Origin of the sequence: Nocardia sp. NPDC051981 (assembly GCF_040680715.1) — a bacterium.
GTDB lineage: Bacteria > Actinomycetota > Actinomycetes > Mycobacteriales > Mycobacteriaceae > Nocardia.
The window spans coordinates 138,793-165,386 of record NZ_JBFAXK010000005.1; the positions used below are offsets into that span (position 1 = coordinate 138,793).

Below are 26,594 nucleotides of genomic sequence, written 5' to 3' on the forward strand. Positions count from 1 at the left end.
TCAGAGTGAGCGGGCAATGAGATCCTTCATCACCTCGTTGGCTCCCGCGAGGATCCGCAGGACCCGAGCGCCGGTGTACAGCTGGGAAATCGGGTATTCGGTCATGTATCCATAGCCGCCGAAGAACTGCAGGCAGCGATCCACCACATTACCGAGTTGGTCGGTCAACCAGTATTTCGACATGGCCGCGGTGGGGATATCCAGCTCACCACGCAGATGCTTGGTGATGCAGTCGTCGAGGAACACCCGCCCGACCTTGGCGATGGTCGCGCACTCCGCCAGCTCGAAACGGGTGTTCTGCATGGCGAACAGCGGCTTGCCGAACGCCTCGCGGCCCTTGGTGTAGTCGACGGTCAACTCGACCGCCTTCTCCGTCATCGCCACCGCCATGATCGCGGTGACCAGGCGTTCCTGGGCCAGCATCTGCATCATCTGATAGAAGCCCTGACCCTCGGCCGGGCCCAGCAGGTGCGACACCGGCACGCGCAGGCCGTCGAAGAACAGCTCGGCGGTGTCCTGCGCCTTGCCGCCGATCTTGGACAGGATGCGACCGCGGGTGAAACCTGGAGTGTCGTCGCCCACTTCGGCGAAGATCAGCGAGACGCCGGCCGCGCCCAGGGCGGGGTCGGTCTTGCAGGCGATGATGATGCCATCGCACAGCCACCCGTTGGAGATGAAGATCTTCGAGCCGGTGATGACGTACTCGTCGCCCTCACGCACCGCGCGGGTCTTGATGTTCTGCAGGTCCGAGCCGGTCCCCGGTTCAGTCATGCCGATCGAGAGCACCATCTCACCGCTGGCCGCCTTCGGCAGCACCCGCTTCTTGAGTTCCTCGGACCCGAACTCGTGAAGGTAGGGCGCGATGATCGAGGAGTGCACCGACATGCCCAGTGAACCGTCACCGCAGTGCGCCTGGGCCTCGATGATCGCCGCCTCGTGGGCGAAAGTGCCACCGCCACCACCGTATTCGGACGGGATGGCCGCGCACAGCAGGCCCAGTTCACCGGCGCGGTTGTAGAGCGCGCGGTCGGGGTGCCCCTGGGCGATGAACTTCTCCTCGTGCGGAATCACCTCCTTCTCGAAGAAGGTGGTCGCCAATCCTCGTACCGCCTCGACCTCGTCGTCGCTCCATGCGGGGCGTGCCATCGTCCGTTCCTCGCTTGCCTGAAAGGGTGCGCCTGAGCGCCTCGCCCCTCAGCGTGCACGGCTATTGGCGGTGTGTCAACAATGTGTCAACAATCGCCCGACCGGGACTGATTCACCTCGGCCAAGGTCGAGAAGATCGGCGTGCCCGCATCCGCCTCGATCCCCTGCCGCCGCAGGAACCCATCGATGAGCCCCATACCAGCTCCACCGCCCGCTCCACGAACTCCGCGGTCTGATCACCGGACGGCGAATCCGAATCCGACAACCACAGATCCGTCAACGACACCACCGCCGAGAACGATCTGGTCCCAGGCACTGGCACTCGTCGACGCCTCCCCGACACCACCAAACCCGCCCTCGCCGCCCTCATCGGCGACCTCACCCACGAACAAGCCCGCGCAGCCGTCCTCACCGCGTCCCGCGGCGACAACATCCACACCCTCGTCGACCTCGTCCTCGCTCAGGACCGAGAGGGCCGCACCCGCGTCCTGACCCTCATCGACGACATGGACGACATCGCCGAATTCCTCACCGCCCTCACCCCGACACCCCGACACCCCGACATCCCGAACACGGTGTGGCAGGCCCTCATTCAGGTCCGCGACGACGCCCCCGCCCGCCTGCAAACCCGGCTCGCCGAAAGCGGCCGCGACGACGACGCCGGCGACCTCGCACCCCTCGGCGCCACGGCCAACCGACCGCACCCCACCACCACAACGCCCGGCCCCGCAACGGCCGGGCGTTTCCCACATCCGGCCCTTTGAGAGAATGGCTCGTCCACCACCCCGCGCACGAAGGATCACCGCAGCTTCCGATGGCCGAGCAGACCACCCCGGCACCACAGTCCGACGCACCGGCCATCGACCCCGGCGACCTGGCCATCTGCCTGCGCGTCCTCGAACAGGCCGGACAGCTCGACAAGGAACACCCGGACTCCGTCACCGTGCAGCGGGCCGTCGCGCACATGTTCAAGAAGTTCAAGCGCAACAAGCGCATCGCCGCCCGCGACGCCGTCTCCGAAGCCGACCGCGAAGTCGTGGCCGCCACTGCCACCGGCTCACCCAACCGCATCGACGACGAAACCGCCGGTATCCCGATCAGCTCCACCACCACCGGAGCCAGCGCCGGAACCCTACTGCGACCGCGCCCCTGCTACATATGCAAACAGCGCTATACCCGCGTGGACGCCTTCTACCACCAGCTCTGCCCCGACTGCGCCACCAAGAGCCACGCCAAACGCGACGCCCGCACCGACCTCACCGGCAAACGCGCCCTCCTCACCGGCGGCCGCGCCAAGATCGGCATGTACATCGCCCTGCGCCTGCTCCGCGACGGCGCCCACACCACCATCACCACCCGCTTCCCCAACGACGCCATCCGCCGCTTCGCCGCCCAGCCCGACAGCGCCGACTGGCTGCACCGGCTCCGCATCGTCGGCATCGACCTCCGCGACCCCGCGCAGGTCGTCGCACTCGCCGATGACATTGCCGCACAGGGCCCGCTCGACATCCTCATCAACAACGCCGCACAGACCGTGCGCCGCACCGCCGGCGCCTACAGCGCTCTGGTCGAAGCCGAGAACGGGCCCCTGCCCGCGGGCGAACTGCCCGACGTGATCAGCTTCGGCAAGACCATGCAGGCGCACCCCACCGCACTCACCGCCTCTCTCACACCCGACCTCACCGCGGCCGACATCACCGACCTGGCTCTGGTCGCCGGATCGGCCACGCCGGAACGCATTTCGCAGGGTGTCGCCATCGACGCGGGCGGACTCGTCCCCGACCTCGCCCACACCAACAGCTGGGTCCAGACCGTCGGCGAGGTCGACGCCACCGAACTGCTCGAAGTGCAGCTGTGCAACTCGGTCGCACCGTTCATCCTCATCTCCCGGCTGCGCCCGTCCATGGCCGCGGCGTCGGCCCGGCGCAAGTACGTGGTGAATGTGTCAGCCATGGAAGGCGTTTTCGCGCGCGGCTACAAGGGCGCCGGCCACCCGCACACGAACATGGCCAAGGCCGCACTCAACATGCTGACCCGCACCAGCGCGCGCGAGATGTTCGAGGGCGACAAGATCCTGATGACCGCCGTCGACACAGGCTGGATCACCGACGAGCGGCCGCACTACACCAAGATCCGCCTGGCCGAGGAGGGCTTCCACGCACCCCTCGACCTGGTCGACGGCGCGGCTCGCGTGTACGACCCGATCGTCCGCGGCGAAGCCGGTGACGACCTCTACGGGTGCTTCCTCAAGGACTACGAACCCTCCAACTGGTAACTCACCCCACCTGGGCCTGACCGGCCCCTCCCCTCTTGGCTGTTTTTGAGGGTGATGGGGCTGGTACGGGACTTTTTCATGAGAGGGTGATTCATGTTTAGATGCGCATATGTCCGTATCGATATGTTATGTCCACGATTCAACGACGCCACGCCGGTTCAGGCCCTCCTTCCCAGCCGAAGGAGACTCCCTATCCGCGCCCAGGCCTCTCGGACAGCACCCCCGCCCTACCCCAACGTCCCAGCACAGGACCATAATCGACGCACTCCCCCACTACGAGAACGGACGATCTCATGAGTGGAAAATCCTTGACCACCACGTTGCGGGAGCGACTGCCGTTCCTGCGCTGGTCGGTGATTCGATTCGCTTTGGGCGGGCCAACTTTCATGCGGACCGGGCAGGTGGGCGATGGCCGTGAGGCCGCCGCCCGGGACTACGTACTCACCCATTCCACCGCGGGCGATCCGGACAGTGTGCTCGCGGCCTACGACGGCTTCGCCCGTACGCGGAGCATGCTGGTGAACGTCGGGGACGAGAAGGGGCTGATCCTGGACTCCGCCGTGCAGCGGGCTGCGCCGAAACTGGCGCTCGAGCTGGGCGGTTACTGCGGGTACAGCGCGGTCCGGATCGGGCGGGCCCTCTCCCCCGGGGCGCGCCTGGTGTCGGTGGAGCTCAATCCCGACAATGCCGGGATCGCTCGGACCCTGCTGGCACATGCCGGACTCGCCGATCGGGTGAGCGTGGTGGTGGGCACGATCGGCGACGGCGGGAAGACGGTCGAGCGGCTCGCGAGCGAGTACGGATTCGGTTCCGGCACACTCGATTTCGTCTTCATCGACCATGACAAGAGCGCCTACCTGCCCGATCTGAAGACCATCCTGGCGGCCGGCTGGCTGCATCCGGGCAGCATCGCGGTCGCCGACAATGTGCGTATCCCGGGTGCCCCGGAGTACCGCCGCTACCTGCACGAGGCCGAGGGCGCGAGCTGGCGGACCATCGAGCACGACACCCACGTCGAATACCAGTCCCTGCTCAAAGATCTTGTCCTGGAATCGGAGTACCTGGGCTGATCACTTCTATCCTGGGGTCATGGGCTACCGGCTGCTGGCCGACGCGACCGCGATCATGCACTTCCTGTTCGTGGCCTATGTGGTGGTGGGTGGTTTCATCGCCTGGCGCTGGCCGCACACCATCTGGCTGCACCTGCTCGCCTTCGGCTGGGGTTTCAGCACGGTGCTGCTCACCATCGAGTGCCCGCTGACGAATCTGGAGAACTGGGCGCGGCATCGGGCCGGCGAGGCGGGCCTGCCGTCGAGCGGGTTCATCGACTACTACATCACCGGCGTGCTCTATCCGCGCGATGCTCTGGACCTGGTGCGCATCCTGGTGGCGCTGTGCGTGCTGGCTTCTTGGACCGGGCTGGTGTGGTTCTCGCGCCGCCGCGGCGCGAGAACCACCGCGGCGCATTGACGCGTTTACGCAGCTAAAGACATCATTCAGCCTCATTGCGGACTGAGGGCGCCAGCCCGATGGCCGGGTGATCCGGAGTTCTGGATCACCGCCCCAGGCCGTGTATTCGATATCCGGAGGCGCACGGATCGGCGGCGTGCTGAAGGCGTTCCGGCCGTCCTGTGCCGTTCGATCCGGCCTGTTCAGCGCTGTCTTGGCAACTTCTTGGCAAGATGGAAACCGTATCTGAGCTGGCAGAACAGCGGTTCCATGGCGAGGCGGCTCGTCTGTCCCAAACACCGAATGGACGGGTCGAATCTGCACTGACCTGCAATGCTTCGTCCGTCGGATCTGGCCTTTGGGCTCTCGACGATCGGTCAGGGGGCCGGATTGTGGACCGGCAGCTTTTAGCGGCGCTGGGCTGGTCCGAGGGCGACCGGCTGGGCCTGCGCACCGAGGGCGCGGTGCTGGTCGCCGAGCCCGGGACCGACGTGGTGCCCGGCGCCGTGATGGTGGTCCGGGCCGGTTTCGTCCGGGTCCCGTATCGCTGGCGGCGTCGGGTGAATCTGTTGCTCGGCGACCGGGTTCTGTTGCTCGCCAACCCGTCCCGCAAGCGCCTGGCTATCTACGCGCCGGCGGCGCTCGCCGAGGTGTTCGGACCCGTCCTGGACGGACTGTCCCGATGACCGCGCCCCGGCACCGCCACAGCGTCCGCAGGTGCGTCGGCGGAGACGGTGGCAGCGGCCTGACTTTTGCTGTCGCAGATGGGCATCGCCCCGTTCGATCTGGTCGCCGGGACCTCGGCACCGACGTTCGCCGAGGTCGTCCCGAAGGTCCGCACGACGTTGACGCCGGGCACGTTGCGCACCTACGACACCCACCTGTCCTGGCTCGAAAAGCACTGGGACGACCGCCGACTCGATGAGATCTCCAAGCTCGACCTGGAGCAGCGGGCGCGTGAGGTGCAGGCCGGCGCCCGTGCGAGCCGCGCGTCGTGGGGCCGAGGTAGCGCGGTCGAGCATTTCGTTGGCGCGGTGCGCTGTGTGTATCGCTACGCCGAGGACAGCGGCTGGATCCGGCGTGCGGACAATCCGGCCCGGCAGGTGCCGAAACCTGCTCGTCAGCCCTCGCATCGCTACGCGATCCCGCCCCACCGGCTCGCCGAGATCTGCACGGCCGACAGTGACCGCCGGTGCGGCAACGGCCAGGGCCAGCAGCTCACGCTGCAGCACCCGGCGGGCGGCGTCGCTGAACCCGGTCCCCACCGCCCCGAGCAGCACCAGCCGCCCGCAGGCGTCTCGGCCGCCGAAACCCAGCAGATCGAACACATACAGGCACACCGGCACCCGGATCAGTGCCGGGCTCGGCCGCGTCACGCCCATGCGGCGCCCGATCCGGGAGAACCGCGGCATCCCGGTCCGGGGCCACCAGTTCACCATCGAGGGTCATCTCCCGCCCCGCCGCCAGCGACAGCAGAGCGTGGGAGATCTCGGGGAAGGCCGCGCCCAGGGAGTTGCCGTTACGGCTGACCATGTGGCACACGCCGTCGGAAATCCATGCCAGGCAGCGGATTCCGTCGTATTTCCATTCGTAGGCGTACCGGGTGTCGTCGTCGGCGGGAACGGGCCCGGCCGTGGCGAGCATCGGCGCCGAGGGCGCACCATACGGCGAACGCTACCCCAGAAGAAACCGAGCGGTCGCATCATCGTGATGCTCTGGAATCCAGCACCCCTGGTCGTACTGTCCGCGCCGATCGGGCCGCTGCTGGTTATGTGGGCGTGGGTGGCTCGGCACCGGGGTACATGACGGCGTGCCACCACGATTCGAGCCGGCTCGGCTCCGGCCAGTGCACCATGGGCACATCGTCATCGGAACCGCTGGTGATGGTGGGTGGGGTAGTAGCCCGTTTTTCCCGGCCGGCGGACGGGTTTGTCGCCGCGTGGTTCGCGTGGGGTTGCTGTCATGGCGCGCCTCCGAAATCCCTGGCCCGGCGACCGGTCTCACCGGGGCGGGCTGGATTCTCAACTCGCGGCGGCGGTGTACGCCGAGGTCGACCGCGCGCGAGGAATGCCACGAACACCCAGGGGCAATGCCGAAGGGGTCTGCGCCCCGCAGAGGGGCCGACGTGGGCCAGGGTAGGCGTTCAAGGTCAACGGCAGGCCACGTCCGAACCAGCCGGTGATCACTCGATGGAAGCTGGGCGGCCCGGACGCTGTGGGATGGGCGTCCGGGCCTGGGCCCGGACGATGACCGCTTGCGCCGCGGCCTGCCCGGGGAAGCCGACCGGCACCCGGATGTCCGGGATCCGCAGACATCCGGGTGCCGGCCTGTGCTTACCTGCTCTGGCCAGCCGTGCCGTCCACCGATCCGGACCGACCGGCGGACGCCTCACACCGGTCGCCTTCAGTGTGAAACACCGCCCCCGACAACACCATCCCCTGCCCATCACCAGATGCTCCGCCTGCCAGTTACACCCGAATTGGTGAGTCCGGCTGACTGGCGTGCGCAAGGGATTGGCGAGTGTTTGTATCGCATATCGCGCAGGCGATGGACAACCGCACGGGGTATGTGACCTGCATATATCCCCGAACGAGTTGAAGCGCATCGGCATCTCGGCGCGATAATCGGGATATGGGTACTCCTGCCGAGCCGACTGAGGAATCGCAGGTGTGGGCTGCGAGGACGTATCCGGCACCGCGGAACCGCGGACGGGCAGTTTCCGATTCTGGTTCGCCACCCGCCGCTGGGAGTGGTCGCCGGAGCTGTACCGCATGCACGGCTACGCCCCCGGCGAGATCGAGCCGACCACCGAACTTCTTCTGGCACACAAACATCCCGACGACCGCGACAAGGTCGCCGAGACGATCGCCCGCTCGGTGGAGTTGGGTGAGCCGTTCTCGAGCCGTCACCGGTTCATCGACACCCACGGGGTCGAGCATCAGGTGATGGTGGTCGCCGACCACATCCTCGACCAGGGGTGCGTGGTCGCCGACCACATCCTCGACCAGGGGTGCGTGGTCGGCACCGCGGGCTTCTACATCGACCTGGCTGACACCCTCGCCCGTGCCGAGCACGACGCCCTCCTCGAGCAGCTACCGGAGGTCATTGAAGCGCGCGCGGCGATCGAGCAGGCCAAGGGTGTGCTGATGCGCATGTACAGCATCGGCGACGAGCAGGCATTCAAGCTGCTGGCGTGGCGGTCCCAGGAAACCAACACCAAGCTGCGCGCCTTGGCCGAACAACTGCTGCACGAGCTGCCCAAGATGCCGCCGGCCGAGCCCGCCACGGTGTCGGCGTTCGACCACATCCTGCTCACCCTGCACGAACGCATCCCCCGCTGACCACGCCCCGGGGTTGCCCCAGGGCTGACCACACTCCTCGCAAACGTGGCCCCGCCTGGCCTGCAGGGGATGGGAGGCAGGACCGGGCGGGTGTGCACATTCTCAACCAGATCAACCAGCGGTTCGCCTATCAGTGGTCGGTCAGCTCCTTGTAGCGCAGGAAGGCCACGAAGGAGACCTGCCCTTCGGCCCAGATGTGGTCTTCGTTGATACGGCGCCCGACGATCTCCCGCACTTCCGGGTCCTGGGCCATACCCCACACGAGCGCGTCATCGAAGGTGATGAAACCGTCGCCGTCGGTATCGATCTCGTCGAACTCGCGCCGGGTGGCGATGAACTGCTGCTGGTCCATACCCTTTCTCCTTTGCCGGTTGGTTACCGCCGAACAGCCCCGTCCTGGTTCGTCATCGATCCAGCACACAAGCGTACGCGGAACGTTTGCTGGGACATCTGGATGGGCGGAGAATCGAAATGAGCCCAAGCACCGGGCCCCACGGCCGTCCCGAGTCACCCAGGATGTCGACTTCCAGGCGGCGGCGATCATGATGGCGGCTTTGTCGCAATAGTGTCGTATCGCGTCATGCACACCATGGCTGCCTATAGTCGTTCGCTATGAAATGGAGGAGACGTAAGCAGGCAGCCGTGGACCGTGCTGCGGTGGCCGGGGTCCGGGAGACCACGCGGCAGCAGCCGGGCGGTTTGACTCCACACAACGGGTTTGCTGAACGGATACTGTCGACGCCGGCGGTCCCGGCGTGGATCCACTGGGTCTATGACCGCGATCCCGAGATCGCGCGTTTCTACTTCCAGCTGCACTATCCCCTCGACGAGGGGCCCGGCGATGAGCAGCGGACCCTCAAGCGGGCCTATCAGGCCGAGCAGGCCGCACGGTGTGTGGAACGGGCCCGCCGCTTCCACAGCGACAGGCCGGTGGTGAGCGCGTATTTTCCCGCGCTGCCCGACGACGAGGACTTCCATGCCGCCTGCGATGCGGGGCGGGAATGGGACGGGCACTGGTACTCCCGTGACCCGCTGCAAGCTTGGCCCGAGGTCCACGGCCTCCGGTAGCCCCGCCAGGGCTCGCCCTCGGGGGTTCGTGCAGGTCGGCCTCAGCCGAAAAGCGCGGAGAATTCCTCGAAGGAGAGCTTGCCGTCCCCGTCGCTGTCGAAGGATTCGATCAGAGCCGACGCATCGGCGGGATCGAGACCGATGAACTCGGCGGCCTTTTCCAACTCGCCGACCGAGATGAAGCCGTCGCCATCGGCATCGAAGGCGGCGAAAGCATCCTCGACAGAAGCGACGCCCTGCGGCAGCCCTTCCTGTGCTCGCACCGCATCGAACTCCTCAACGAACTCCGACTCGGAGATCAACCCGTCCCCGTCGGTGTCTGCGGCGGCCACGATCGCGGCTGCGTCTTCCTCGCGGATCTCCAGGCCCATGCCGTGCACCGCGGTGGCGATGTCGATGGCCGAAATCAGTCCGTCCCCGTCGGTGTCGATCAACCCGAACGCGGACTCGTCGAAACCGGCGGCTTCTTTATTGACAGGTTCATGTGTCATAGCTGTCATCACCCTTCTGCTCGATTGCATCGGGCCAACACAACCTCCGGCGTGGACCCCCTGACCTGAGAGGCGGTCGTCCGGACACGGCAGGGACACAGAGCGCCCCGCCGTGTCCGGGTTCCCCGAGAAGTCAGCCGATGAGATTGGACAATCTCAGCGGTCGGACCATCTCAGCGCACACCAACAGCTCGGCCCTCTCAACCGGCCGGTGCCCGATCGTGGCCGACCGATGATGAGGTCGTTATCGGCTCCACCACCCCGTCCGCCCACGTCGCTCGAGTGTTCGGAAAACGGTGATCTGACGAACATGTGCGCCCGCCTTGAACTTGCCCGCGCTGTGACTCGCGGCGATGAGTGGCGGAGTTCTCGCGCCGTCGGTTGGCGCCTCCTCAGGCTATCTCTGACTACCGGGGTCCGGTTCGGGTTCGTCGGTGGCCGGGGCTGCGACACTCGGGGTGCGTTCAGCAGCCAGTGCCTGCCCGATCACCCGAACCGCATCGTCCGCGTTCGCTGCAGTGATGACCACGGCCTTGGACCCTCCCGAGCCCAGCTTGATACTGACCGTGACATCAGTACGCCGCGACCGGACGAACTCGGGCAGCGTCTTGATCGCCATCATCAACGCACTGCCGCTGGCCGCGATCATCTCCACGAAGGGAGCAACATCCGGTAGACCCCTCAAAGCATCGGGGTAGTCCAATGCGGCGGACGGAGTCGCCATCATGAGATGGTCCTCCAGCACGCCTTGATCGGCCAAGATCTGCACCTCGAGCAACGCGCCGTATTCGCCGAAATCCCCAATCCTGATGCCGATGGCCACCTCTCCCCCTCACTGCCGACTAGGTCGAGATCATGCCACGAACCGCAGACCAGAGCCCTGACGGGCCCTTACCTGGGCGGTGGTGGCCGACGAGAGGCGGAGTACGAAGGATCGCGTCGACGACTGATCTGACGCTGTGCCCCAGCGTGTGAACGAGCGCTGGTTGCCTCGGTAATGATCATTCACGAGACACCATCAGCGCCAACGTGTTCCGCAGGTCGGTTCTGTAACGGATGCCGTGTACACGGCCTTTTTCGCGGATTCGCGATACACCGCCCGCCCCGCGCGCAGCCGCGAGCGGGCCGCCTGGGTGGTGTCGATGTTCGAAGCCGCGTTCCGGCCGCCGCCTCTGTCCGGTCAGGAGGTATACAAACGCACTGGAATGCCGAATGGCGAGCGATTGATGCACTCTTCCGGCTGCTCCCCTCCAGCGTGTAGCCAGAACATCGAACGAGCGTGTACCGCAACAGAAACCGGACAAGTCAGTGGTCTGCGCAATGATGACCACCATGAACGCAGGACTACTTACCGACGTCTGGCGGCAGCTGCTCGCCGACCCCCGCAAGTCGTGGGTGCTTTTCGAGCACGGCACCTCTGTCGTGCTCACCACTCCGGATGGGGACCTCGCCGAGCAAGCCACCGCGATCCTGGCGGAGTTCGGCCCGGCTCGTGCCGGATCGGCGGCAGGAGATTTCGGCGTGATCAACCCCAAAAATGTGGAGGGATGGGTCGTCACTGGGCACCACAACGATGTCCTCACCTACGTCGGTCCCGATGAGCCCCACGATCCTTCGCAGATGGCCGTCGGGCTGTGCGGTCGTACCAAGCGCCATCGGGACGGCACCGAGCTGCATGTCGTACACGTCGAGGACAGGCGGCCGAATACCACTGATGCCGGTATGAATGGCCTCAGCTGACAGCCACGAAGGCGGGCAGGAACGTCCGGTCATGCCGCATACAGCGCTGACCGAACCGGCCAGCGCGACACGGCGAAAGATCAACGGGCGCTGCTGATCTGAGTCCGGGCTCACGCTCCATCATGCCGAATCGAGTGCGTGTGCACAGCCGGGGTTTGATCAGTGGCGGCAGCACGTGTGTCTGATATAGCGATGCTCGGACCACAGGTGGAAGTCCGAAAAGCGCGCCCACCACTGACTGGTTCGCGGGCCGGCTCGCAGGGCAGCAATCAGTCGTTCCTCAGCTGCTTCCGAAACTCTTGCCGCCAACGCGGATCCTGACGCAGGACCACGACCAAGCCGAGTGCTTCACGAACCGGCACGCTGAGCGCGTCGGCCAGCGCGCGGGCGGCCATGGCGCGGTTCTGCCAGGCAACCTGGTCGGCGAAAGCGGGGTGTATCGCTCTGGACTCGGCGTGCACGCGGCGCAGCCGCAGGCCCAGGGCCGAATCGTCGGTAAGGCCGGGGCGATCGCCCTTGCTCAACAGGAGCAGTGCGTCGGTGACCTCGTCGTAGGTGTCGAGTCCGGTCTCGGCGGCCAGTGATGTCATCTGCTTGGCGAGTACGTGGCTCAGATGCTCGGGCCGCGCGGCGTCGACCAGGTCGGCGAACCGGTCGGGCACGGGTACCCGAAGGTTGCCGTCGGCGGGGAGCAGGGGCAGGATCCGCGCGCTGTCGAGTTCCCCGTTCAGGCCGGGTGGGGGCAGTGGGATGCCACAGCGGCGAACGACCGCGTCACACACCGCCAGCAGCCGTTCTCGCCGCTGCTCGGGTGCGTGTTTCTGACCAGGCATCGGCACACCGCTGACCACGCACTGCCGGTCCGGATCCCAGCGCGCCGCCCACTCGTCGTGCGGTGGCAGGCCGCCGACTCCCTCGAGGGCCTGGCGCCACTGCTGCCCGTGCCGGTGCGGGTTGCCACCGCCGGCGACACCACCACGAGCGAGGAGACGCGATAACCATGCGGGTCGGCTACATCCGGGTCAGCACCGTCGATCAGAACACCGCCCGCCAGGAGGACCTCGACGTCGAGAAAACCTTCCTCGACAAAGCCTCCGGCAAGGACACCGCACGCCCGAAGCTCGACGAGCTGATCGGGTTCGTGCGCGAGGGCGACACCGTGCGTGTGCACTCGATGGACCGCCTCGCCCGAAACCTCGACGACCTGCGCCGCCTCGTGCGCACCCTCACCGGCAAGGGCGTGCGGGTGGAGTTCGTGAAGGAGAACCTGACCTTCACCGGTGAGGACTCGCCCATGGCGATGCTGCTGCTGAGCGTGATGGGGGCCTTCGCCGAGTTCGAACGCTCCCTGATCCTGGAACGCCAGCGTGAGGGCATCGCCGCGGCCAAGGCCCGCGGCGCCTGCACCGGCCGCAAGCAGGCCCTCACCGACGCCCAAGCCCACCAGCTGCGCCAGCGCGCCGCTGCCGGGGAGAAAAAGGCCGCTCTTGCACGGGAATTCGGTATCAGCCGTGAAACCGTCTACAGCTACCTCAACGCCGGGCCGGCACTACCTTCCGACCGGGATGCGGTGCCCGACGTCGCCGCCGAACTCGACACGGCCGAGCAGTTGTAGTCCATGAGATCGACAACCAGAACCCGGTCGTCACGGCACCGAGGGCATGAGCGGCACAGAACAACCCCCGAAAATGCTGCCACTCGCCCGCCTGACCAGCCGTCGGCTCAGTGTGCTTGGAAAATATGACAGAAAATTTGCCGGGGAATTCCCCAGCGCGGCACCACCTGTCGGACGTTACTCCACGACAAGAGAAAACTGTTCTGCGAGCTCCGCAATTGTTCCCGAAGCGCTGCCCGATATCCTCTCCGCCGCATTCGACGACGGCGCCTGTATGCGGTTGGGCGACATACTGCTCAGCAAACGAGCGAGTCCGTCTGGTGAGATACCGTCGAATCGGAGCTCGAATCGCGTGTCGGGGGGATAGTGTCGCGACTCAGCGCCATCGGCTGTCCCAACATGAACACGCACGGTGCCGTCGCGCTTAGACACGTATGTCAGCACACCCACCGGCAGCGCTACACCGGACGCTTCGTCGGGTACCTCGACCTGCGCCGGCTCGCACCACTGGGTGCACTCGCAATCGTCGGTGCACAGGACACCGCAGCCGTCGGGGCAAGTGATTTCGACACCGCAGATCCCATTACATGTCTTTCCCATCAGTTCCTCCTAGACTTCTCGACCGGATAGCACTCGACCAGGAGCCAGGTTGTCTTCGGGAATCAGACGCCCTCAGTAGCCTATCTTTTCTTCAGCAACCCAACCGCGAATTCCGGTAGGAAGCTGCTCATCGGATGGGTGCCCTGATGCGGTACGGCCCGGGCGAAAGCTGCCGGGCTGCCTGCCGGATCCGCAGAGAGATCACCACACCGAAGTTGCCGCCACCGCCACGCAGTGCCCAGAACAGCTCGGGCTCGTGCGTGGCGTCTGCTGTGACCAATCGTCTGTCGGCGAGCACGACCTCGGCGCCCAGCAACACCATGCCCGAGGCAACCCTGCAGGCTGTCGCCGACCACGGCCTGGTCCCCGCCGACAGCATCCACGGCACCTACCCGCAGGCCCGGCAGGTCCTCGACGAACTCGCCGCGGTTGGCGTCGATTGCGACGATGTCGTCGCCGCCCTGGAAGCCGACGGCGTCGCCAAGTTCGACGCCAGCTGGGACCAACTCGGCACCGACCTCGCCCACGCCCTCACCGCACCCGCAGCACGGTGACCGCACGACCACACCCTCGACAAGGACGCAGTGGTGGGGCGCAAAGGGCCGCTCGCGCCGGGCTGAGGACAAAGTGCGCGGTTGGGACGGGTTCGGCGATCGCGGCATACGTCCGTGCGGTCCACTTGCGAAAGCCCTGATCTGCGGCCTGGGCTGCTGACGGTACCGTGATCACATGGCCACCAAAACGCCAGAATCAGATGGAAGTACCCGCCTGGCCTACATTCTCGGTGTCCCGCTGGACGATGACGTAGTCCGTCAGTGGCCGCAGATGGGGGAGGTAGTACGAACCCGTAGCCTCGTCGCGGAGGTCGAAGGGAACTTCCCAGAGCTCACGCTGGAGGTCGGCCGGCGGCACCACTTGGGCGACGTTGTCGTCGTGGAATGGACCGGCAACTACGGCGACGGCCGGCTCTACCGCAACGTGACGATCGGCGAACTGCGGGACGGAAAGGCGGTCCGGGTCACCGACTACTGGGGCGAACCAACGCAAACTCCGCAGTGGCGGGCGCCGCTGACCGCTCGCCTGGACATGCCGCCGGACGGGATCTGGAAGGACGCCGAACACCTACGCCATCACTAGATGATTGATTCCAAGGGGTGGCAGGCCCGCGCAGCGGGCCTGCCACCCGGTGTCAGTGGTCGTAGGCGATCAGTGATCGGTGGATCGGTGCGCCGGTGTGGTCGTTGTGCCAGATCGCGGCGGTCAGTGCCAGGATGCGTTGCAGCACACGGACGATGACCCCGGCCCGGGTGCGCCCGCCGTGGCGTTCCAGGTCGAGTTGGGCTTTGAAGGTCTGGTTGATCGACTCGATGGTTTGGCGCAGCGGCTTGAACAGGGCAGCACCCGCGCGGTCGGGCTCGCCCTTGCGGGCCGGGCGCAGCAGCCTCAGCCCGGCCGCGGCGAGCTCGGTCTCGAACCCAGCACCGAAGTAGTTCTTGTCGCCGATCAGGGTTTGCCCCGGGCGCTGGGCCACCAGGGCCGGGTCGGCGGCCAACACGCCCAGCAGGGTTTCGCGTTCGTCGGCCTTCGCGCCGGTCAGCGCGAACCCGATCGGCAGGCCGCCCAGGGTGGCGACCAGATGCAGCCGCAGCCCCCAGAAGTAGCGCGAATGCGAAGCGCAGTACCCGTATTCGGCCCACCCTGCCAGGTCGGATCGTTTCACGGTTTCGCGGGAGCATCCGCATCCGACCGGGTGGAGTCCACCACCCACACGTCATCGGTCCACAGGCTGGTGTCGGTGGCCAGGGCACGGATCACCGCGGTGAGCATGGTGGCGGCGTGGCGCAGCCGCTTGTTGTAGCCGGGCTGTTGGGGCAGGTACCGGAACAGGTGCCGCAGATGCTTGTGGGCATACCGCAGCCAGCGGGCCTCGGAGGTGAACCCCAGCAGTGCCTGCATCACCGCCAGGGTGACCAGCTCGGAGTCGGTCAGCCAGGGGGTGAATCCGACCGCCGGGCGTGTCGGCGCCAGATCCGGGCGAAGCCTCAACAGGTCGTCGGTGCTGACGTAGAGTGCGGTGACGAGGGTGTCGAGGTCATTGCTCACAACCTTGATCTACGACACCCTCGCCCCGAATTCACCGCGATCAGCGGAATACGTTGCTCGGCAACATCTTTCACCACTACCTTGGCGGCATTGACCACCCCGCCGTCGATGATCCAGGTGTGTGGTGCGCGACGTAACCGAGCACCACACCCCTTGGAATCAATCATCTAGCACCACCATCGACGTCCAGCAGCCGTTCGCGCCGTCGCTGCTGGCCGAAACGGCCCGTCCGACGCCCTACGACGCGCCGGGCGCGGCCGGCGGGCCCGACCTGTACATCAATGCGGAGCGGTTCCGCGAAACCTTCTGCGCTGACGCTCCGGTCGACCTGGCACAGATCATGGGCGCCGCACAGCGACCGCTCGCGGCAGCCGCATTGGCCGAGAAGGCCACCGAGGCCGGGTGGAAACAGATCCCCTCCTGGTACCAGGTCGCCCGCCACGACAACGCCATCAACCCCGAAGCCCAGCGGTTCATGGCCAAACGCATGGGATCGACCATCGACGAGATCGACAGCTCGCACACCGCCTTCATCAGCCACTTTCACCAGCCACGCCAGCGCCACCGGTTCGTTGTTCCAGCAGCGGTAATAGGCCAGAGATGCGCCGCCAACCCGCCCGCCGCACAGGCTCGGCCACCGCACCAGATCGCCCTCATCGCACCGGATCTCGAATTCCGGACTCTCGGGTAGCCAGGTCGGCCGAGCAGGTTCCCGCGAATTTCGTCGCCAGCCTTCGGCTTTCGGACTAGGTTGATTTCAGTTTCAGTGGCGGTGAGCCAGCTCGTGAAACCTGGGCTCAGAATCCGAGCCCGGACGATCCCGTGCTCGGGCCGGTCGCCGGGCCACCACCGTCCACCAAGCGCCAGACACCGCAGCTCGTCGTCGAGAACGTTGCGGCATTGCTTCCGATGCCGATCTGGATCTGTCCACCGCTGCCGCGAATCGCCGCGCCGATACCTCCCGAAAACAGCACATTCCCAGCCGCGTCCGCGACGGTGAACACACAGTCATCATTGGCGTGGTACGTCATATACTGCCCCGGTGCAATGTCGCTCGGGACCGCATAGACCCCATCGTGGTCCAACACGGTGACCGCCGACAGGGCCGGACCTGTACCGGCGACCGCGACGGTGACGCCGAAACCCACGATGCTCGTCACCGCCATAAGGCTGCTTCTCTGCTTTGACATGCTGAATAGTCTGCACAGACAGCCTGACACGCCGCTGGCAGCCGCTGACAGCGGGTCGTTTCGCGAACACCGGGAGCCGCGTCGGAACTCGGGTCGGTTTGCCACCTCAATTCAGGAGATCGTCTTCATCTCCCGGCGGGCCCGTAGCCAGCCGGGCCCGGAAGGGGATGCCGGAAGTTCTACGGCGAGGTCGGCGGGCCCGACCAGTACGACAGCGACCGTGGCTGGTGGCCGGTCGGCAATCGACGAAGCGTTCTAGCTCGGCGAACTGCCCGCGCGACTGGGGGATCCATGCAAGACCCGCTGGCGCCGCTCGTACTGGCCCGTCCGGTTCCGGCTCGGCGAGCGAGTCCCGCTGGAATGAGGTTGTGTTGTGTTGAGCTCGACCAGGCGTTTTGCCCGCCCTGCGGACGACCCTGCCCGTGGGTTCCATCAGCGTGAAATCTGGCGGTAGCCAACGGGATGGCGTTATGACCAGGGGCGTTTTAGCGGCCAGTTCAAATCTGTGAAATCTGGCGTTAGCGCGCTATGAGTGCATAGCCGACTCGAACAGTCACTTAGGCATGTGCACTCGGTGGGTGGTACCAACTCGCGAACTCGCGAAACTATCTGTGGTGGCGCCTTACCGCCGGATCCGGCGGACTTGACCCCACGGGCCTATTCGCCGAATTTCGGGCGGATATGGCGTAGCTCCTGGCCCGGTCCAGCTCCGCGCGCCGCTGCGGGCCCAGGGAGACGGCCGTCGCGTGGCTGGTCAGTGACGCAGCCTGGCTGCTGCGGCCAGAATCGGGGTGCTCATGGCGGTGGCTGCGGCGCCGAGTGTGGTGTCGGTGGCCAGGATCCATCGGACGGTTTTCATGGCCAGGGTGAGAACTTCGCTGCCACGCCGGCGCATACCGGTCTCGAAATCGCCCACGGCGTCGGTGAGGGTGGTGGTGCCGTTGGCAGCGGCGCTGATGTGCTCGAGCAGGCTGGCGGCGTCGCGGATGGCCGCGCCCGCTCCCATTCCGGCGGTGGGTGGTGTGGCGTGGACAGCGTCGCCGAGTGCGGTGATGCGACCCGCAGGCCAGGGCGCGAGATCGGCTGCGCGGGTGGAGGCGGCGTTGAAGCGGAACCCGGCCACGCTGTGCGGGTCGGCCTGGGCGATGACCTCGAGCGTGTGCTCGGCCCAGCGTCGCTCGCAGAACATGCCGAGCAGTGCGGCCTGCAACGCGCCGCCACGCAGGTCACGCAGGGAATCGCGGACGGCGGATTCGGGGAACATGGCGCCCCAGATGTAGGTGGGTCCGGTGGTGATCGACATCCTCAGCTCGGGGGCGTCGAGCGCGGTGTTGCCGACCGGGTCGAGGAACCCGACATACAGCGCTGCCCCGCGCGGGCCGATCGCCGTCCCCGATCGTGGTTTCAGCCGCTGCTGCTCGCCGGGGCTGAGGTCTTGCAGGAGGGTGCGGCCGCAGAACCCGATGATGCCCGCCGGGCTGTTGGTCGGGCCTCCCGCCAGGTGGCGGGCGACCACCGAGTGGGCGCCATCCGCGCCCACCACCAGGTCCGCCGAGACCGGCGCCTGATCGGTGAACAACACCTGCGGCGCGCCATGATCGTCATGGCCGACACCGGAGACGCTGCATCCCAGATGCAGGTCATCTCCGACCGCTTCGGCCAGCAGCATCCGCAGGGTGATCCGATCGACGTCTATGCTGCCGCTGCCGCTCAGATCCGGTCCGTAGCCGAGCAGCCGGCCACGGCGGTCCCAGAACGCGTCACGCTCGCGCAGCCGCAGCGCCGAACCCGATGCCAGCAACCGCTGCATGATCTTCGGTTCCACCAGATCCGTCAGCGCCGACTGTGCCCGCTCATCCAAGGTGATGTGGTAGCCACCCGTCGCCGCTACATCGGTGTCACGGTCGAATACCGCTACCTCGAACCCCCGGCGACGCAGCCCCGCCCCCAGCGCGAGCCCACCGATCCCACCACCTACCACGACTACCCGCATACCTGACCGTCCTTTCCACCATTGCCCGTCCGAAACAGAACAACCCACGCTGACACCGGTAGTGGACACCGAGTGGCCACAACCCGGTCATGATGGGACGATGGCGAACACTTCACACCGGGCGTTGCGACTGTTGTCCCTGCTCGGAACAGGACGGCAGTGGTCGCTGCGCGAGCTCGCGACCCGGCTCGGGGCCAGCGAACGTACCGTCCGCCGCGACATCGAAACCCTGCGCCAACTCGACTATCCGATCGCCACCATCCACGGCCCCGACGGCGGCTACCGGCTCGGCGCCGGGCGGACCCTGCCCCCACTGCTGTTCGACCACGACCAGGCCCTCGCGATCGCGGTGGCCTTGCAAACCGCGCCCAGCACGATGTTCGGCCTCGGAGACGACGCCGTGCGGGCGCTGGCCACTCTGCACCAAGTCATGCCCCCCGCGCTGCGGGCATCCATGGAATCCCTGCGCCTGACCCGGCTACAGAACTACTGGGAGTTCCCCGGGCCGCCGATCGACCCGGCCGCCCTCACCACCGTCGGAACCGCGGTCCGCCACCGCCACCTACTCGTCACCGAGACACTGCGTCCCGACGGCACACGCCCCGAACCCGGTGACGCCGACTTCCTGCCCGCCCACCACATCGAGCCCCATCACCTGGTCGTCTGGGCCGCCCGGTGGTACCTGGTCGCCTACGACGTCACCGACCATCGATGGCGAGTGCACCGCGTCGACCGACTGCACCCCCGCCCCACCACCCAGCGCTTCTCCGCCCGCGCGCTTCCCGGCGACGACCTCGCCCACTTCGTGATGAGCACCCACGACCGCGGCGACAGCCCCGCCGCTTGGCCATACACGGGCACCGCCCGGCTCAACCTGCCCGCTCACATCGTGGCCCGCTGGGCACCAGGCGGCTCCGTCGTGGAACACGTCGACACCGAGCACTGCCGGCTCACTCTCGGCGCCTGGTCCTGGGCCGGCATCGCCGGCATCCTCGCCACCTTCGACACCGAACTCACTGACCTGCACCCACCTGAGCTCGTCCACGCATGCCGCCGTCTCGCACACCGATGGGCCACTATCGCCGACACCGAGAACCTCGATCCTTCCCATAGATAACCGGATACGAGAGTTCTGCGACAGCCCCGCAGCGATCACGAAACCGCAGGCCGCCGCGGACGTCGGCCTGCCGACCCGGCCCAAACCTGCCCGGATCCGGCGCCCCGGCGATCCGTTGACGCCCGAGGAAGCCGACCTTCGCGAACGCCTCCAGGCCCAAGTCCTTGAGCGCTCCAACGAGCAATAGTCAGCAAAGACCCTCCCTGACCAGGGACTACGCCATATCCGTTGTTTTCTCGGCGATTACTACCGGGACCCCTTATCAGTTCTGCGGGTTCGGTCGTCCCGCCCTGGCCGTCATCGACCAGTCGCCGCCCCATGGAGGTGCTCTTTTACTTGCCAGTGTCTTTGCTGGTCCATTACCGCGTGAGGGGCTTCCGGGCGCTGTGATCAGCTCAGCACGGCTCGCGGGGCTCTCCGGGAACGGCGCTGCCACCACAGCAGCACTGCGGTCGACGCGAACGGCGCGGCGACGAAAGCCACCGCGGTGACGGTCAGGTCTGGATCGTGCAACTCCATCTGGGTCCAGGATCCGCCGAAGAACTGGGCCGTCACCTGGAATGCCGTGTGGAAGCCCATGCAAGCCCAGAGGCTGCCGGTCACCGCGCGCAGCGCACCCAGCACAGTGGCGAACAGCGCGAACAGCACTGTGCGATCGACCGAGATCTGGCCACCGTTCAGCGCGCCCCAGGCGGTGAACAGCGCCGCCTGGCCCAATGCCGCCCAGACGGGCGCGAAACGGCCCGCCAGGACAGCGAAGAAGTATCCGCGGAACACAAGCTCCTCGGGTATCGCCTCGTAGAGCAGTACGAGCGCGGTGAGCCCGAGCAGTGCGACGGCGATCTCGGCCACCGACGCCCGTACGGTCAACTCGGCCCATCCTGCCCCGAGCAGTGCGACGAGCGTGAGCAACGCCGGGACCGACCAGCAGGCGGCACCGGATACGAACTTTTTCCACCCGACCCGCCACCCGGTGAGTCCCAGATCGGACCAGCGGAGCCGGACGGGGAACCGCAGCATCAGCGTGATCAGGGGAATCACGAACAGCGTCGCCCCCACCGCCCGGACGATATGCCCGCCACGGGTGTACTCGCTACCGAGGACTGCGCCCACTCCGTCGATGAGCAGCATCCACCAACCGGTGACAGCCGCGAATACCAGGAGAATTCCAGCGGATACGGCGGCGCGGGGCGGCGGGTCGGCAGTCGGCGGCTCCATATGCCGACCGTATAGTAGGCATCCGCCGGTGCGCGTCCTCCAATGGGAGGACTCCGCGCCACACCTGCTGCCGCAGATAGTTTCCCGAGTCGCCCTCGCCCGTTGCCGTGGAGTGCGGTGGGGATGGGTGGTTGCCTTCGGGTGCTCCACAACGCAACGCCAGCAGAAGCGGGTCTTCCGGGGACACGATTGACCCGGCCGAACCGGCCCCGGCAATCGTTGATCCACGACGGTTGCCGGGGCACTGGCCCGGGCACTCCCCGCTGCGGCCACTGTCGGTACTGATCCAGGACCGCCGCGCCATCCGACTCGCGTTCGTCAGGAAGACGACCAGGGGGATCGACGCGCCGCATCAGACAGACTGTTACTGCCGATCAGCTGGATGTCGCCGCGCGCGGGTTGCGCTGTGTCCATTTCGGTATCCAGACCTCGGTGTCAGGTGCATCTGCTCGTCTGGTGTGGAGGTGGTTGCGGAGTTTGGTGAGCGCGGGATGCGGATTGTCGGCGCGCCAGATTATTGACATCGGGTAGACCGGTGTCGGGTTACGCAGCGGTATGCGCCGCAGGTCGTAGTTGTCTGGCCACAGATATCGCGTGCCTTCGCCGATCAGGGTCGCCAGGTCCGATGAGTCGGCGATCTCGTCCAGCAGGGCCTCTTTTGCGAAGACAGGGCCGAGTACGTCGATGGTGAATCCGAAGGTGGTGGTGAGTTCGGCGTAGTAGTCAGCCACCTCGCCGCGGGAAGGAAGGCCCGGCATCCAGATTCGGTGTCCGGCCAGTTGCGCGGGCGTGACGGCGCGGGCGTTGGCGAGCGGGTGGCGGGGGCCGACGAGCAGCTGGTGCGGCTCGTCGATCACTCGTGCAGTGCTGATCGCCGTGGGCAGATGCTGCTGTGGGGGGACTGCGTGGAAGGTGGCATCGATCGTTCCGGCTTCGACAGCGGCGATCGCTGCGTCGAGGTCGGCATCGAGGGTGACGACGTCGAGTTCGATGTCGGGATGCGTGCGGTGGAATTCCTGGAGGCGCACTGCTGTGATGACTCGCCGGGCGACGACATCGACGCGTAGCACGCGTCGGCCAGGGCGCACGGAGGCGTCGGCCCGGTCGGCGACCCGGAGCAGTTCGCGCGCGTGGGGCAGGAATGCCTGGCCGTCGATCGTGAGCTGGGCGCCGCGGGCCGTGCGGGCGAACAGGCGCACATCCAGGTATTTCTCCAGAGTCGCGATGCGCTTGGAGACCGCCTGCTGGGTGATCGACAGCGTCGCGGCGGCTTCCTGGAATTGGCCGGCGTCCGCAGCAGTGACGAAGGTGCGCACGGCATTGAGATCCACGCAGCAGACCCTACTCGCACAACATACGGTTGTGGCTCGCCGCCAGGTCAGTTGTTTGATTCCGCCCCTTCGGCCTCGCTTTGATCACAGCCATCAACAGCGAGTTGTTCGAAGCGGGAGGTCGTTACCGCTGATCGCCGTGCTGGTCTTGCGGTCGTGGTCCGGGCGGTCGAGCTGGCCCGTGGCTTCCACGAACACAGCGCCCCGGTCGTCCTGGTACGGGTCACGACCCGTTCCGACGGATCGGATGCCGCACCAGGTCGCAACGAAACCCCGAGCCAGCCCGGTTCCTTGCCCCAAGGCTGGGATGTCATCGTCGATGACCTCGTCGGCCACCCTGACGACATCACCGTGACCAAGCGCGCCTGGGGTGCTTTCTACGGAACCGACCTCGACCTGCAACTTCTTCCCTCGCCTCGGCGAGACCGGTACCACCACCGAAATCGTCGAAATGCTTGCCAAGACCCGCAACTGACACCCGCACGAGCAAAACCTCGATGGAGGCGATCCGCGCCCTGAAACGACGACTGTCCAACGTCATCTACGTCCTGAATGGTGTAGCGCTGTCCGTCGATGGGCACGAGCGATCCCCGATGCCGAACCTCCGGTCGGGCCTCGACGCTTCGGCGCGCCGGCCCCGCCGATTCGGCGACTGGGTGCTCAACCTCACCCCACCCGAGGGGGAGCTGGTCACTCGCCTCGCCTGGACCTGGAACCTCGCGCCCTGTTCCCCACCGGCGCAGCCTGACTCCCGTGGACCCGGCTTCGAACACTGGCCAGTTCAGGTAGCAGATGGGCGATGTCGGCGCGTAGCCGGCCGGGTGCGGTGAAGTGATAGGCGGAGAATCCGCCCCACTCGCGGAAGATCCGGAGAATGAACGTATGGATCGTGAGGCATATCTGTTGCATCAGGTTCATCCGGCCAAGCTCGCCACCGATATCACAGCCGGCATCGCCTCGATGGGCCTGATGTGGCAGCGGCGGGTGGCGGCGGCGCTGGTCGTCGCGCATGTGCCCGCCGTGCTCGCGTCCGCGTTGCTGGTGCGCAGGGATCTGACATCGCTGCGCCGGACCCGACGCGGCCGCTACGTACTCGCCCATATGCCGCCCGCCGCCCAAGCGGTTCGGCTGGCCGGACAGATCGTGGCCTGGTGGGCGGCCTACCGGCATCGCCCGGCCGGTGTTGCCGCGGGTGTCGGCCTCGTGGTCGCCGGTTGGTCGTTCGGCCTGGTCAATCGCGGCGACACCGACGGTACTGCGATCTACGCGGGAGCCGATCGGTGACCGGGCTGGCAGTGGTGCCTGTTCATCTGCCGGTATGAGCTCGCATCGAGCCTGCCCGCGCGTGGTCCGGCCAACGATCGGCGTGGCGGGCATTGTCGATGTCACCATGCTGATGGGCTGGTTCACCGGTGTTTCGCTCACCCTGGCCGCCTTCGACGTCCCGTCGAACGCGACCGGCCTGACGCAGGAGGAATAGGTCATGAAGCAGCTCCCCATGCCCTTGCCGTTGCCCGAATCGATCCCGATCCCGAGAGCTGACCCACCGGCCGAGATGAACCTCGTCGCGGTGCCGACCGGGGTAAATCACCGAACTGCCGCATACGCGTACGTCGGCGGGTCCATCTTCGACAAGCGCGAGTTCTACATCGGCGCGGCGCTCATTCAGCACCCGCAGGGTGATCTTCTGGTCGACTCCGGTTTCGGCCGCGACATTGCGAAGCAGTTGACCACGATGCCCCGGCTGTTCCGGAAGATGACCAAGTATGACCTCTGGAAGCCTGCTGTCGATCAGCTGGAAGCGGCCGACTACGACTTTGGGCGACTGTCCGGGATTCTGCTGACCCACGCACATTGGGATCATATGAGCGGCATCACCGATTTCCCCGATCTGCCGGTCTTGATCTCCCCGCGCGACCGAGCCGCGTTCTACAGCCGGGAAATGTTCGGAAACTTCCGCGGATTCTTCCGGGAAATCCCGTTCAACTGGCGGGAGCTGAGTTTCCCGGGCGGGCCGTACCTAGGTTTCCCGCGGCATCACGATGTGTACGGCGACGGCTCGATCGTCTGCGTCCCAGCCCCCGGCCATACGCCCGGCAGTGTGATCATCTTCGTGACACTGCCGAATCAGGTGCGTTATGCCCTGGTGGGAGATCTGGTGTGGCAGCGCGAGGGACTCACCCACCGCGCGGAGCGTCCGCTGCCGATCAGGCGGCTGGCCGACTTCGACGCCGAGGGCAACCGGCAGAACATCCTCCGCATGGTTTCGATCATGCAGCGCATCCCCGACCTGATTGTTGTGCCGGCCCACGATCAACGGGCCTTCGCGGAGATGAGCCAACTGCCGAACGTCACGACCCAGGGCCTGACCCTCTCGATCCGTGCGGACAGCTGAGAACGCCGGGGTGGGTCCACCGTCGGTCTTCGATCAGTCGGCAAGGTCCCGCTTGTTTCTGCCGATGAGACGTTCGAGATCGAGACAGCAGGGGTGATGATCGGTCTCGTTTTGGAGACACCGGGCGAGATAGCCGGTGGCCCCTCGGTGTTTGAGGAGACCGGCAGGAGCCAGCCGAATACGAGGATGGCTCCTGTGACGCCGACAACTTCGGCCAGCACGAAGCCCGGCACGTCGGCCGGACGGATCCCGGAGAAGGTGTTCGTCATCGCGCGGGCAACCGTTACCGCCGGTGGCTCCGAGCCATGGTGTTTCATCGCGCACCGGACGCCCAGCAAACGCACGCTATTGCGCATACCGCGCTGACCGCAGTGGCCAGTCTGGCGCGGCGGAAGATCAACTGGCCGTGCCGATCCGACGCCGGCGGAACGTCCGCTACTGCCGAGTTTCGTACGCGAGTCGCTGGGGCAGGAGCCCGCATACCGTTGCATGAAGTGGCAGGTGCGGCGCCGCCGTGATGGCGTGCGTCGATGACGAAATGGCAAGTCCTTCAAGAGACGTCGTTCTGGCTCGATCCCACTCAGGGGCTGAGGTCGAAGGTTGGTCGCAAGCTCATTCTTTGGCCGCAGAACCCCAGCAGGGTTCATCCTGGTGAGGAGTTGGTATACGCCGGACTGGTGATCCTCAACAACGGCAGCGACCAGTTGGGCGGGAGACCGTCAGAATCTCTGTGCCAGACACCGTTTCGCTGCATACTCCCGTTGCGAGCAGGTGGCTCTGGGACAATCTGGCCGGGGGCGGATGCAAGGGAGTGCTGTCGGATGATCGGCTCACCTGGATCGGCGAGGTCAATCTCAATGTCTCGCCAGGCGGGTTCAAGCTGTTCTCCACAGGAATCAGCGTCGCCGACGACGCAGCGCCGGGACTCGTCGAGATCACCGTGGAGGTAGGAGCACCCGCTTTTGCTGATGGTCTCGCATTTGTCGAGATTGCTGCTGGGGCAGGCAGCTAGTGGCCGCCACGTTCCTGTACTGCCGCATGCCGTGCTGTTCGGAACGGCCAGCGTGACACGTCGGAAGATCAACCGGCAGCATCGATCTGGTACTGGCCGAGCGCCGGCCACTGCCGTTTTCCTAGTGCTCCCCGTATGTTCATACCCAGGCAGTCTGCCGCGGGCCGCGAGATCATCGGGACCTCTGAAAGCCCCTACAACCGGGAAATCTCCTTGGCCTTTGCGATCGCCCACAGCAGCAGGTCGACGGGAACCTCATTGATGTGGAGGCTCACCACCGCATCGGTCCATGACCCGTTCCCGTCGTCCGGGTCCGGGACTGCAATGGCGAAGTGTGAGCCGCCTTCGGGTATGGCCGGGTCGGTGAACTCGAAGACTCGCTGATCGACGCTGAGGTCGTCGTGATCGATGATCTCGATCCGTCGCCCTTGAAAGGTATTGCCAGCCATGCTTTCCAAGCCCCGATCAGTTCGCTGACGTGAAAATGGTCCCGACGATCAGCTGCCCTTG

Annotated in this window: 29 protein-coding genes and 1 pseudogene; 17 read left to right on the forward strand and 13 right to left on the reverse strand. The window is 66.3% G+C overall.

What is annotated here, in order from left to right; genetic code table 11:
- Both AB0L60_RS12025 and AB0L60_RS12030 read right to left on the reverse strand, forming a co-directional pair.
- Complete coding sequence (locus AB0L60_RS12025) at nt 1-1,146, reverse strand: acyl-CoA dehydrogenase family protein (protein ID WP_364611321.1); 1,146 nt, start codon at nt 1,144-1,146, stop codon at nt 1-3.
- Nucleotides 1,147-1,382: 236 nt separating this feature from the next.
- Nucleotides 1,383-1,850, reverse strand: a complete 468-nt coding sequence (locus tag AB0L60_RS12030) for a hypothetical protein (RefSeq protein ID WP_364611324.1) — start codon at nt 1,848-1,850, stop codon at nt 1,383-1,385.
- A gap of 110 nt (nt 1,851-1,960) precedes the next feature.
- Between AB0L60_RS12030 and AB0L60_RS12035 the strand changes: the two genes are divergently transcribed.
- The 4 genes from AB0L60_RS12035 (at nt 1,961) to AB0L60_RS12050 (ending at nt 5,556) form a co-directional block, all read left to right on the forward strand.
- The gene (locus AB0L60_RS12035; protein ID WP_364611327.1) at nt 1,961-3,421 is read left to right on the forward strand and encodes an SDR family NAD(P)-dependent oxidoreductase; all 1,461 of its coding nucleotides are present in this window, start codon (nt 1,961-1,963) and stop codon (nt 3,419-3,421) included.
- 293 nt (nt 3,422-3,714) lie between these two features.
- The gene (locus AB0L60_RS12040; RefSeq protein ID WP_364611330.1) at nt 3,715-4,491 is read left to right on the forward strand and encodes an O-methyltransferase; all 777 of its coding nucleotides are present in this window, start codon (nt 3,715-3,717) and stop codon (nt 4,489-4,491) included.
- Nucleotides 4,492-4,510: 19 nt separating this feature from the next.
- Nucleotides 4,511-4,891, forward strand: a complete 381-nt coding sequence (locus AB0L60_RS12045) for a DUF2784 domain-containing protein (RefSeq protein WP_364611333.1) — start codon at nt 4,511-4,513, stop codon at nt 4,889-4,891.
- A gap of 371 nt (nt 4,892-5,262) precedes the next feature.
- Nucleotides 5,263-5,556, forward strand: a complete 294-nt coding sequence (locus tag AB0L60_RS12050; protein WP_364611336.1) for a hypothetical protein — start codon at nt 5,263-5,265, stop codon at nt 5,554-5,556.
- Nucleotides 5,557-6,088: 532 nt separating this feature from the next.
- Here the strand turns inward: AB0L60_RS12050 and AB0L60_RS12055 are convergent.
- The gene (locus tag AB0L60_RS12055; protein ID WP_364611339.1) at nt 6,089-6,514 is read right to left on the reverse strand and encodes a hypothetical protein; all 426 of its coding nucleotides are present in this window, start codon (nt 6,512-6,514) and stop codon (nt 6,089-6,091) included.
- 1,025 nt (nt 6,515-7,539) lie between these two features.
- On the opposite strand from AB0L60_RS12055, the gene AB0L60_RS12060 reads away from it, so the two are divergent.
- On the forward strand, nt 7,540-8,211 hold the full coding sequence (locus AB0L60_RS12060) for a PAS and ANTAR domain-containing protein (RefSeq protein ID WP_364611342.1): 672 nt from the start codon (nt 7,540-7,542) through the stop codon (nt 8,209-8,211).
- A 130-nt stretch (nt 8,212-8,341) separates the two neighbouring features.
- On the opposite strand, the gene AB0L60_RS12065 is transcribed toward AB0L60_RS12060, so the two are convergent.
- Nucleotides 8,342-8,563 (reverse strand): hypothetical protein, encoded by a 222-nt coding sequence (locus AB0L60_RS12065; RefSeq protein ID WP_364611345.1) that lies wholly within the window; start codon nt 8,561-8,563, stop codon nt 8,342-8,344.
- Nucleotides 8,564-8,823: 260 nt separating this feature from the next.
- Here AB0L60_RS12065 and AB0L60_RS12070 point away from each other — a divergent pair, with 260 nt between their 5' ends.
- The gene (locus AB0L60_RS12070) at nt 8,824-9,279 is read left to right on the forward strand and encodes a hypothetical protein (RefSeq protein WP_364611348.1); all 456 of its coding nucleotides are present in this window, start codon (nt 8,824-8,826) and stop codon (nt 9,277-9,279) included.
- A 41-nt stretch (nt 9,280-9,320) separates the two neighbouring features.
- On the opposite strand, the gene AB0L60_RS12075 is transcribed toward AB0L60_RS12070, so the two are convergent.
- Together AB0L60_RS12075 and AB0L60_RS12080 are read right to left on the reverse strand one after the other, a co-directional pair.
- Nucleotides 9,321-9,800 (reverse strand): EF-hand domain-containing protein, encoded by a 480-nt coding sequence (locus AB0L60_RS12075; RefSeq protein WP_364611351.1) that lies wholly within the window; start codon nt 9,798-9,800, stop codon nt 9,321-9,323.
- A 367-nt stretch (nt 9,801-10,167) separates the two neighbouring features.
- Entirely contained in the window at nt 10,168-10,593 is a 426-nt protein-coding gene (locus AB0L60_RS12080; RefSeq protein WP_364611354.1) for a hypothetical protein, read from the reverse strand.
- 497 nt (nt 10,594-11,090) lie between these two features.
- On the opposite strand from AB0L60_RS12080, the gene AB0L60_RS12085 reads away from it, so the two are divergent.
- On the forward strand, nt 11,091-11,510 hold the full coding sequence (locus AB0L60_RS12085) for a hypothetical protein (RefSeq protein ID WP_364611357.1): 420 nt from the start codon (nt 11,091-11,093) through the stop codon (nt 11,508-11,510).
- 269 nt (nt 11,511-11,779) lie between these two features.
- Here the strand turns inward: AB0L60_RS12085 and AB0L60_RS12090 are convergent, their stop codons facing one another.
- On the reverse strand, nt 11,780-12,343 hold the full coding sequence (locus AB0L60_RS12090) for a hypothetical protein (RefSeq protein WP_364611360.1): 564 nt from the start codon (nt 12,341-12,343) through the stop codon (nt 11,780-11,782).
- A gap of 167 nt (nt 12,344-12,510) precedes the next feature.
- Between AB0L60_RS12090 and AB0L60_RS12095 the strand changes: the two genes are divergently transcribed.
- The 3 genes from AB0L60_RS12095 to AB0L60_RS12105 all read left to right on the forward strand — a co-directional run bounded on the left by AB0L60_RS12095 (nt 12,511) and on the right by AB0L60_RS12105 (nt 14,862).
- Complete coding sequence (locus tag AB0L60_RS12095; protein WP_364611363.1) at nt 12,511-13,125, forward strand: recombinase family protein; 615 nt, start codon at nt 12,511-12,513, stop codon at nt 13,123-13,125.
- Between the two features lie 920 nt (nt 13,126-14,045).
- On the forward strand, nt 14,046-14,279 hold the full coding sequence (locus tag AB0L60_RS12100; RefSeq protein WP_364611366.1) for a transaldolase family protein: 234 nt from the start codon (nt 14,046-14,048) through the stop codon (nt 14,277-14,279).
- 175 nt (nt 14,280-14,454) lie between these two features.
- Nucleotides 14,455-14,862 (forward strand): nuclear transport factor 2 family protein, encoded by a 408-nt coding sequence (locus AB0L60_RS12105; RefSeq protein ID WP_364611369.1) that lies wholly within the window; start codon nt 14,455-14,457, stop codon nt 14,860-14,862.
- A 52-nt stretch (nt 14,863-14,914) separates the two neighbouring features.
- Here AB0L60_RS12105 and AB0L60_RS12110 read toward each other — a convergent pair.
- A pseudogene (locus AB0L60_RS12110) lies at nt 14,915-15,828 on the reverse strand (IS982 family transposase).
- 121 nt (nt 15,829-15,949) lie between these two features.
- Between AB0L60_RS12110 and AB0L60_RS12115 the strand changes: the two are divergent.
- Nucleotides 15,950-16,519, forward strand: coding sequence for an alpha/beta fold hydrolase (locus AB0L60_RS12115; protein ID WP_364611372.1), 570 nt, complete (start codon nt 15,950-15,952; stop codon nt 16,517-16,519).
- A 106-nt stretch (nt 16,520-16,625) separates the two neighbouring features.
- Here the strand turns inward: AB0L60_RS12115 and AB0L60_RS12120 are convergent, their stop codons facing one another.
- Both AB0L60_RS12120 and AB0L60_RS12125 read right to left on the reverse strand, forming a co-directional pair.
- Entirely contained in the window at nt 16,626-16,994 is a 369-nt protein-coding gene (locus AB0L60_RS12120; protein WP_364611375.1) for a hypothetical protein, read from the reverse strand.
- A gap of 778 nt (nt 16,995-17,772) precedes the next feature.
- Nucleotides 17,773-19,011 carry an FAD-dependent monooxygenase gene (locus AB0L60_RS12125; protein ID WP_364611378.1) on the reverse strand — a complete coding sequence of 413 codons (1,239 nt, stop codon included), beginning with the start codon at nt 19,009-19,011 and terminating at the stop codon, nt 17,773-17,775.
- 100 nt (nt 19,012-19,111) lie between these two features.
- Between AB0L60_RS12125 and AB0L60_RS12130 the strand changes: the two genes are divergently transcribed.
- Nucleotides 19,112-20,128 (forward strand): WYL domain-containing protein, encoded by a 1,017-nt coding sequence (locus AB0L60_RS12130; RefSeq protein WP_364611381.1) that lies wholly within the window; start codon nt 19,112-19,114, stop codon nt 20,126-20,128.
- Nucleotides 20,129-20,518: 390 nt separating this feature from the next.
- Here AB0L60_RS12130 and AB0L60_RS12135 read toward each other — a convergent pair whose 3' ends face one another.
- Nucleotides 20,519-21,346 carry a CPBP family intramembrane glutamic endopeptidase gene (locus tag AB0L60_RS12135; protein ID WP_364611384.1) on the reverse strand — a complete coding sequence of 276 codons (828 nt, stop codon included), beginning with the start codon at nt 21,344-21,346 and terminating at the stop codon, nt 20,519-20,521.
- A gap of 374 nt (nt 21,347-21,720) precedes the next feature.
- Entirely contained in the window at nt 21,721-22,677 is a 957-nt protein-coding gene (locus tag AB0L60_RS12140; protein ID WP_364611387.1) for a LysR family transcriptional regulator, read from the reverse strand.
- A 156-nt stretch (nt 22,678-22,833) separates the two neighbouring features.
- Between AB0L60_RS12140 and AB0L60_RS12145 the strand changes: the two genes are divergently transcribed.
- The 5 genes from AB0L60_RS12145 to AB0L60_RS12165 all read left to right on the forward strand — a co-directional run bounded on the left by AB0L60_RS12145 (nt 22,834) and on the right by AB0L60_RS12165 (nt 26,084).
- Entirely contained in the window at nt 22,834-23,196 is a 363-nt protein-coding gene (locus AB0L60_RS12145; protein WP_364611390.1) for an isochorismatase family protein, read from the forward strand.
- Between the two features lie 363 nt (nt 23,197-23,559).
- Entirely contained in the window at nt 23,560-23,961 is a 402-nt protein-coding gene (locus tag AB0L60_RS12150; RefSeq protein WP_364611393.1) for a hypothetical protein, read from the forward strand.
- Between the two features lie 34 nt (nt 23,962-23,995).
- Complete coding sequence (locus AB0L60_RS12155; protein ID WP_364611396.1) at nt 23,996-24,157, forward strand: hypothetical protein; 162 nt, start codon at nt 23,996-23,998, stop codon at nt 24,155-24,157.
- 3 nt (nt 24,158-24,160) lie between these two features.
- On the forward strand, nt 24,161-25,072 hold the full coding sequence (locus tag AB0L60_RS12160; protein WP_364611399.1) for an MBL fold metallo-hydrolase: 912 nt from the start codon (nt 24,161-24,163) through the stop codon (nt 25,070-25,072).
- An 811-nt stretch (nt 25,073-25,883) separates the two neighbouring features.
- Complete coding sequence (locus AB0L60_RS12165) at nt 25,884-26,084, forward strand: hypothetical protein (protein ID WP_364611402.1); 201 nt, start codon at nt 25,884-25,886, stop codon at nt 26,082-26,084.
- Between the two features lie 194 nt (nt 26,085-26,278).
- Here the strand turns inward: AB0L60_RS12165 and AB0L60_RS12170 are convergent, their stop codons facing one another.
- Nucleotides 26,279-26,533, reverse strand: coding sequence for a hypothetical protein (locus AB0L60_RS12170; RefSeq protein ID WP_364611405.1), 255 nt, complete (start codon nt 26,531-26,533; stop codon nt 26,279-26,281).
- Between the last annotated feature and the right edge of the window lie 61 nt (nt 26,534-26,594).

What these genes read in the sequence shown, in the direction of transcription:
- AB0L60_RS12105 (WP_364611369.1), top strand. Translation starts at nt 14,455, where the DNA reads ATGGCCACCAAAACGCCAGAATCAGATGGAAGTACCCGCCTGGCCTAC.
- AB0L60_RS12040 (WP_364611330.1), top strand. Translation starts at nt 3,715, where the DNA reads ATGAGTGGAAAATCCTTGACCACCACGTTGCGGGAGCGACTGCCGTTC.
- AB0L60_RS12025 (WP_364611321.1), bottom strand. Translation starts at nt 1,146, where the DNA reads ATGGCACGCCCCGCATGGAGCGACGACGAGGTCGAGGCGGTACGAGGA.
- AB0L60_RS12100 (WP_364611366.1), top strand. Translation starts at nt 14,046, where the DNA reads ATGCCCGAGGCAACCCTGCAGGCTGTCGCCGACCACGGCCTGGTCCCC.
- AB0L60_RS12130 (WP_364611381.1), top strand. Translation starts at nt 19,112, where the DNA reads ATGGCGAACACTTCACACCGGGCGTTGCGACTGTTGTCCCTGCTCGGA.
- AB0L60_RS12160 (WP_364611399.1), top strand. Translation starts at nt 24,161, where the DNA reads ATGAAGCAGCTCCCCATGCCCTTGCCGTTGCCCGAATCGATCCCGATC.
- AB0L60_RS12125 (WP_364611378.1), bottom strand. Translation starts at nt 19,011, where the DNA reads ATGCGGGTAGTCGTGGTAGGTGGTGGGATCGGTGGGCTCGCGCTGGGG.
- AB0L60_RS12055 (WP_364611339.1), bottom strand. Translation starts at nt 6,514, where the DNA reads ATGCTCGCCACGGCCGGGCCCGTTCCCGCCGACGACGACACCCGGTAC.
- AB0L60_RS12170 (WP_364611405.1), bottom strand. Translation starts at nt 26,533, where the DNA reads ATGGCTGGCAATACCTTTCAAGGGCGACGGATCGAGATCATCGATCAC.
- AB0L60_RS12070 (WP_364611348.1), top strand. Translation starts at nt 8,824, where the DNA reads ATGAAATGGAGGAGACGTAAGCAGGCAGCCGTGGACCGTGCTGCGGTG.
- AB0L60_RS12150 (WP_364611393.1), top strand. Translation starts at nt 23,560, where the DNA reads ATGGATCGTGAGGCATATCTGTTGCATCAGGTTCATCCGGCCAAGCTC.
- AB0L60_RS12135 (WP_364611384.1), bottom strand. Translation starts at nt 21,346, where the DNA reads ATGGAGCCGCCGACTGCCGACCCGCCGCCCCGCGCCGCCGTATCCGCT.
- AB0L60_RS12065 (WP_364611345.1), bottom strand. Translation starts at nt 8,563, where the DNA reads ATGGACCAGCAGCAGTTCATCGCCACCCGGCGCGAGTTCGACGAGATC.
- AB0L60_RS12045 (WP_364611333.1), top strand. Translation starts at nt 4,511, where the DNA reads ATGGGCTACCGGCTGCTGGCCGACGCGACCGCGATCATGCACTTCCTG.
- AB0L60_RS12095 (WP_364611363.1), top strand. Translation starts at nt 12,511, where the DNA reads ATGCGGGTCGGCTACATCCGGGTCAGCACCGTCGATCAGAACACCGCC.
- AB0L60_RS12035 (WP_364611327.1), top strand. Translation starts at nt 1,961, where the DNA reads ATGGCCGAGCAGACCACCCCGGCACCACAGTCCGACGCACCGGCCATC.
- AB0L60_RS12085 (WP_364611357.1), top strand. Translation starts at nt 11,091, where the DNA reads ATGATGACCACCATGAACGCAGGACTACTTACCGACGTCTGGCGGCAG.
- AB0L60_RS12090 (WP_364611360.1), bottom strand. Translation starts at nt 12,343, where the DNA reads ATGCCTGGTCAGAAACACGCACCCGAGCAGCGGCGAGAACGGCTGCTG.
- AB0L60_RS12075 (WP_364611351.1), bottom strand. Translation starts at nt 9,800, where the DNA reads ATGCAATCGAGCAGAAGGGTGATGACAGCTATGACACATGAACCTGTC.
- AB0L60_RS12155 (WP_364611396.1), top strand. Translation starts at nt 23,996, where the DNA reads ATGAGCTCGCATCGAGCCTGCCCGCGCGTGGTCCGGCCAACGATCGGC.
- AB0L60_RS12120 (WP_364611375.1), bottom strand. Translation starts at nt 16,994, where the DNA reads ATGGCGGTGACGAGCATCGTGGGTTTCGGCGTCACCGTCGCGGTCGCC.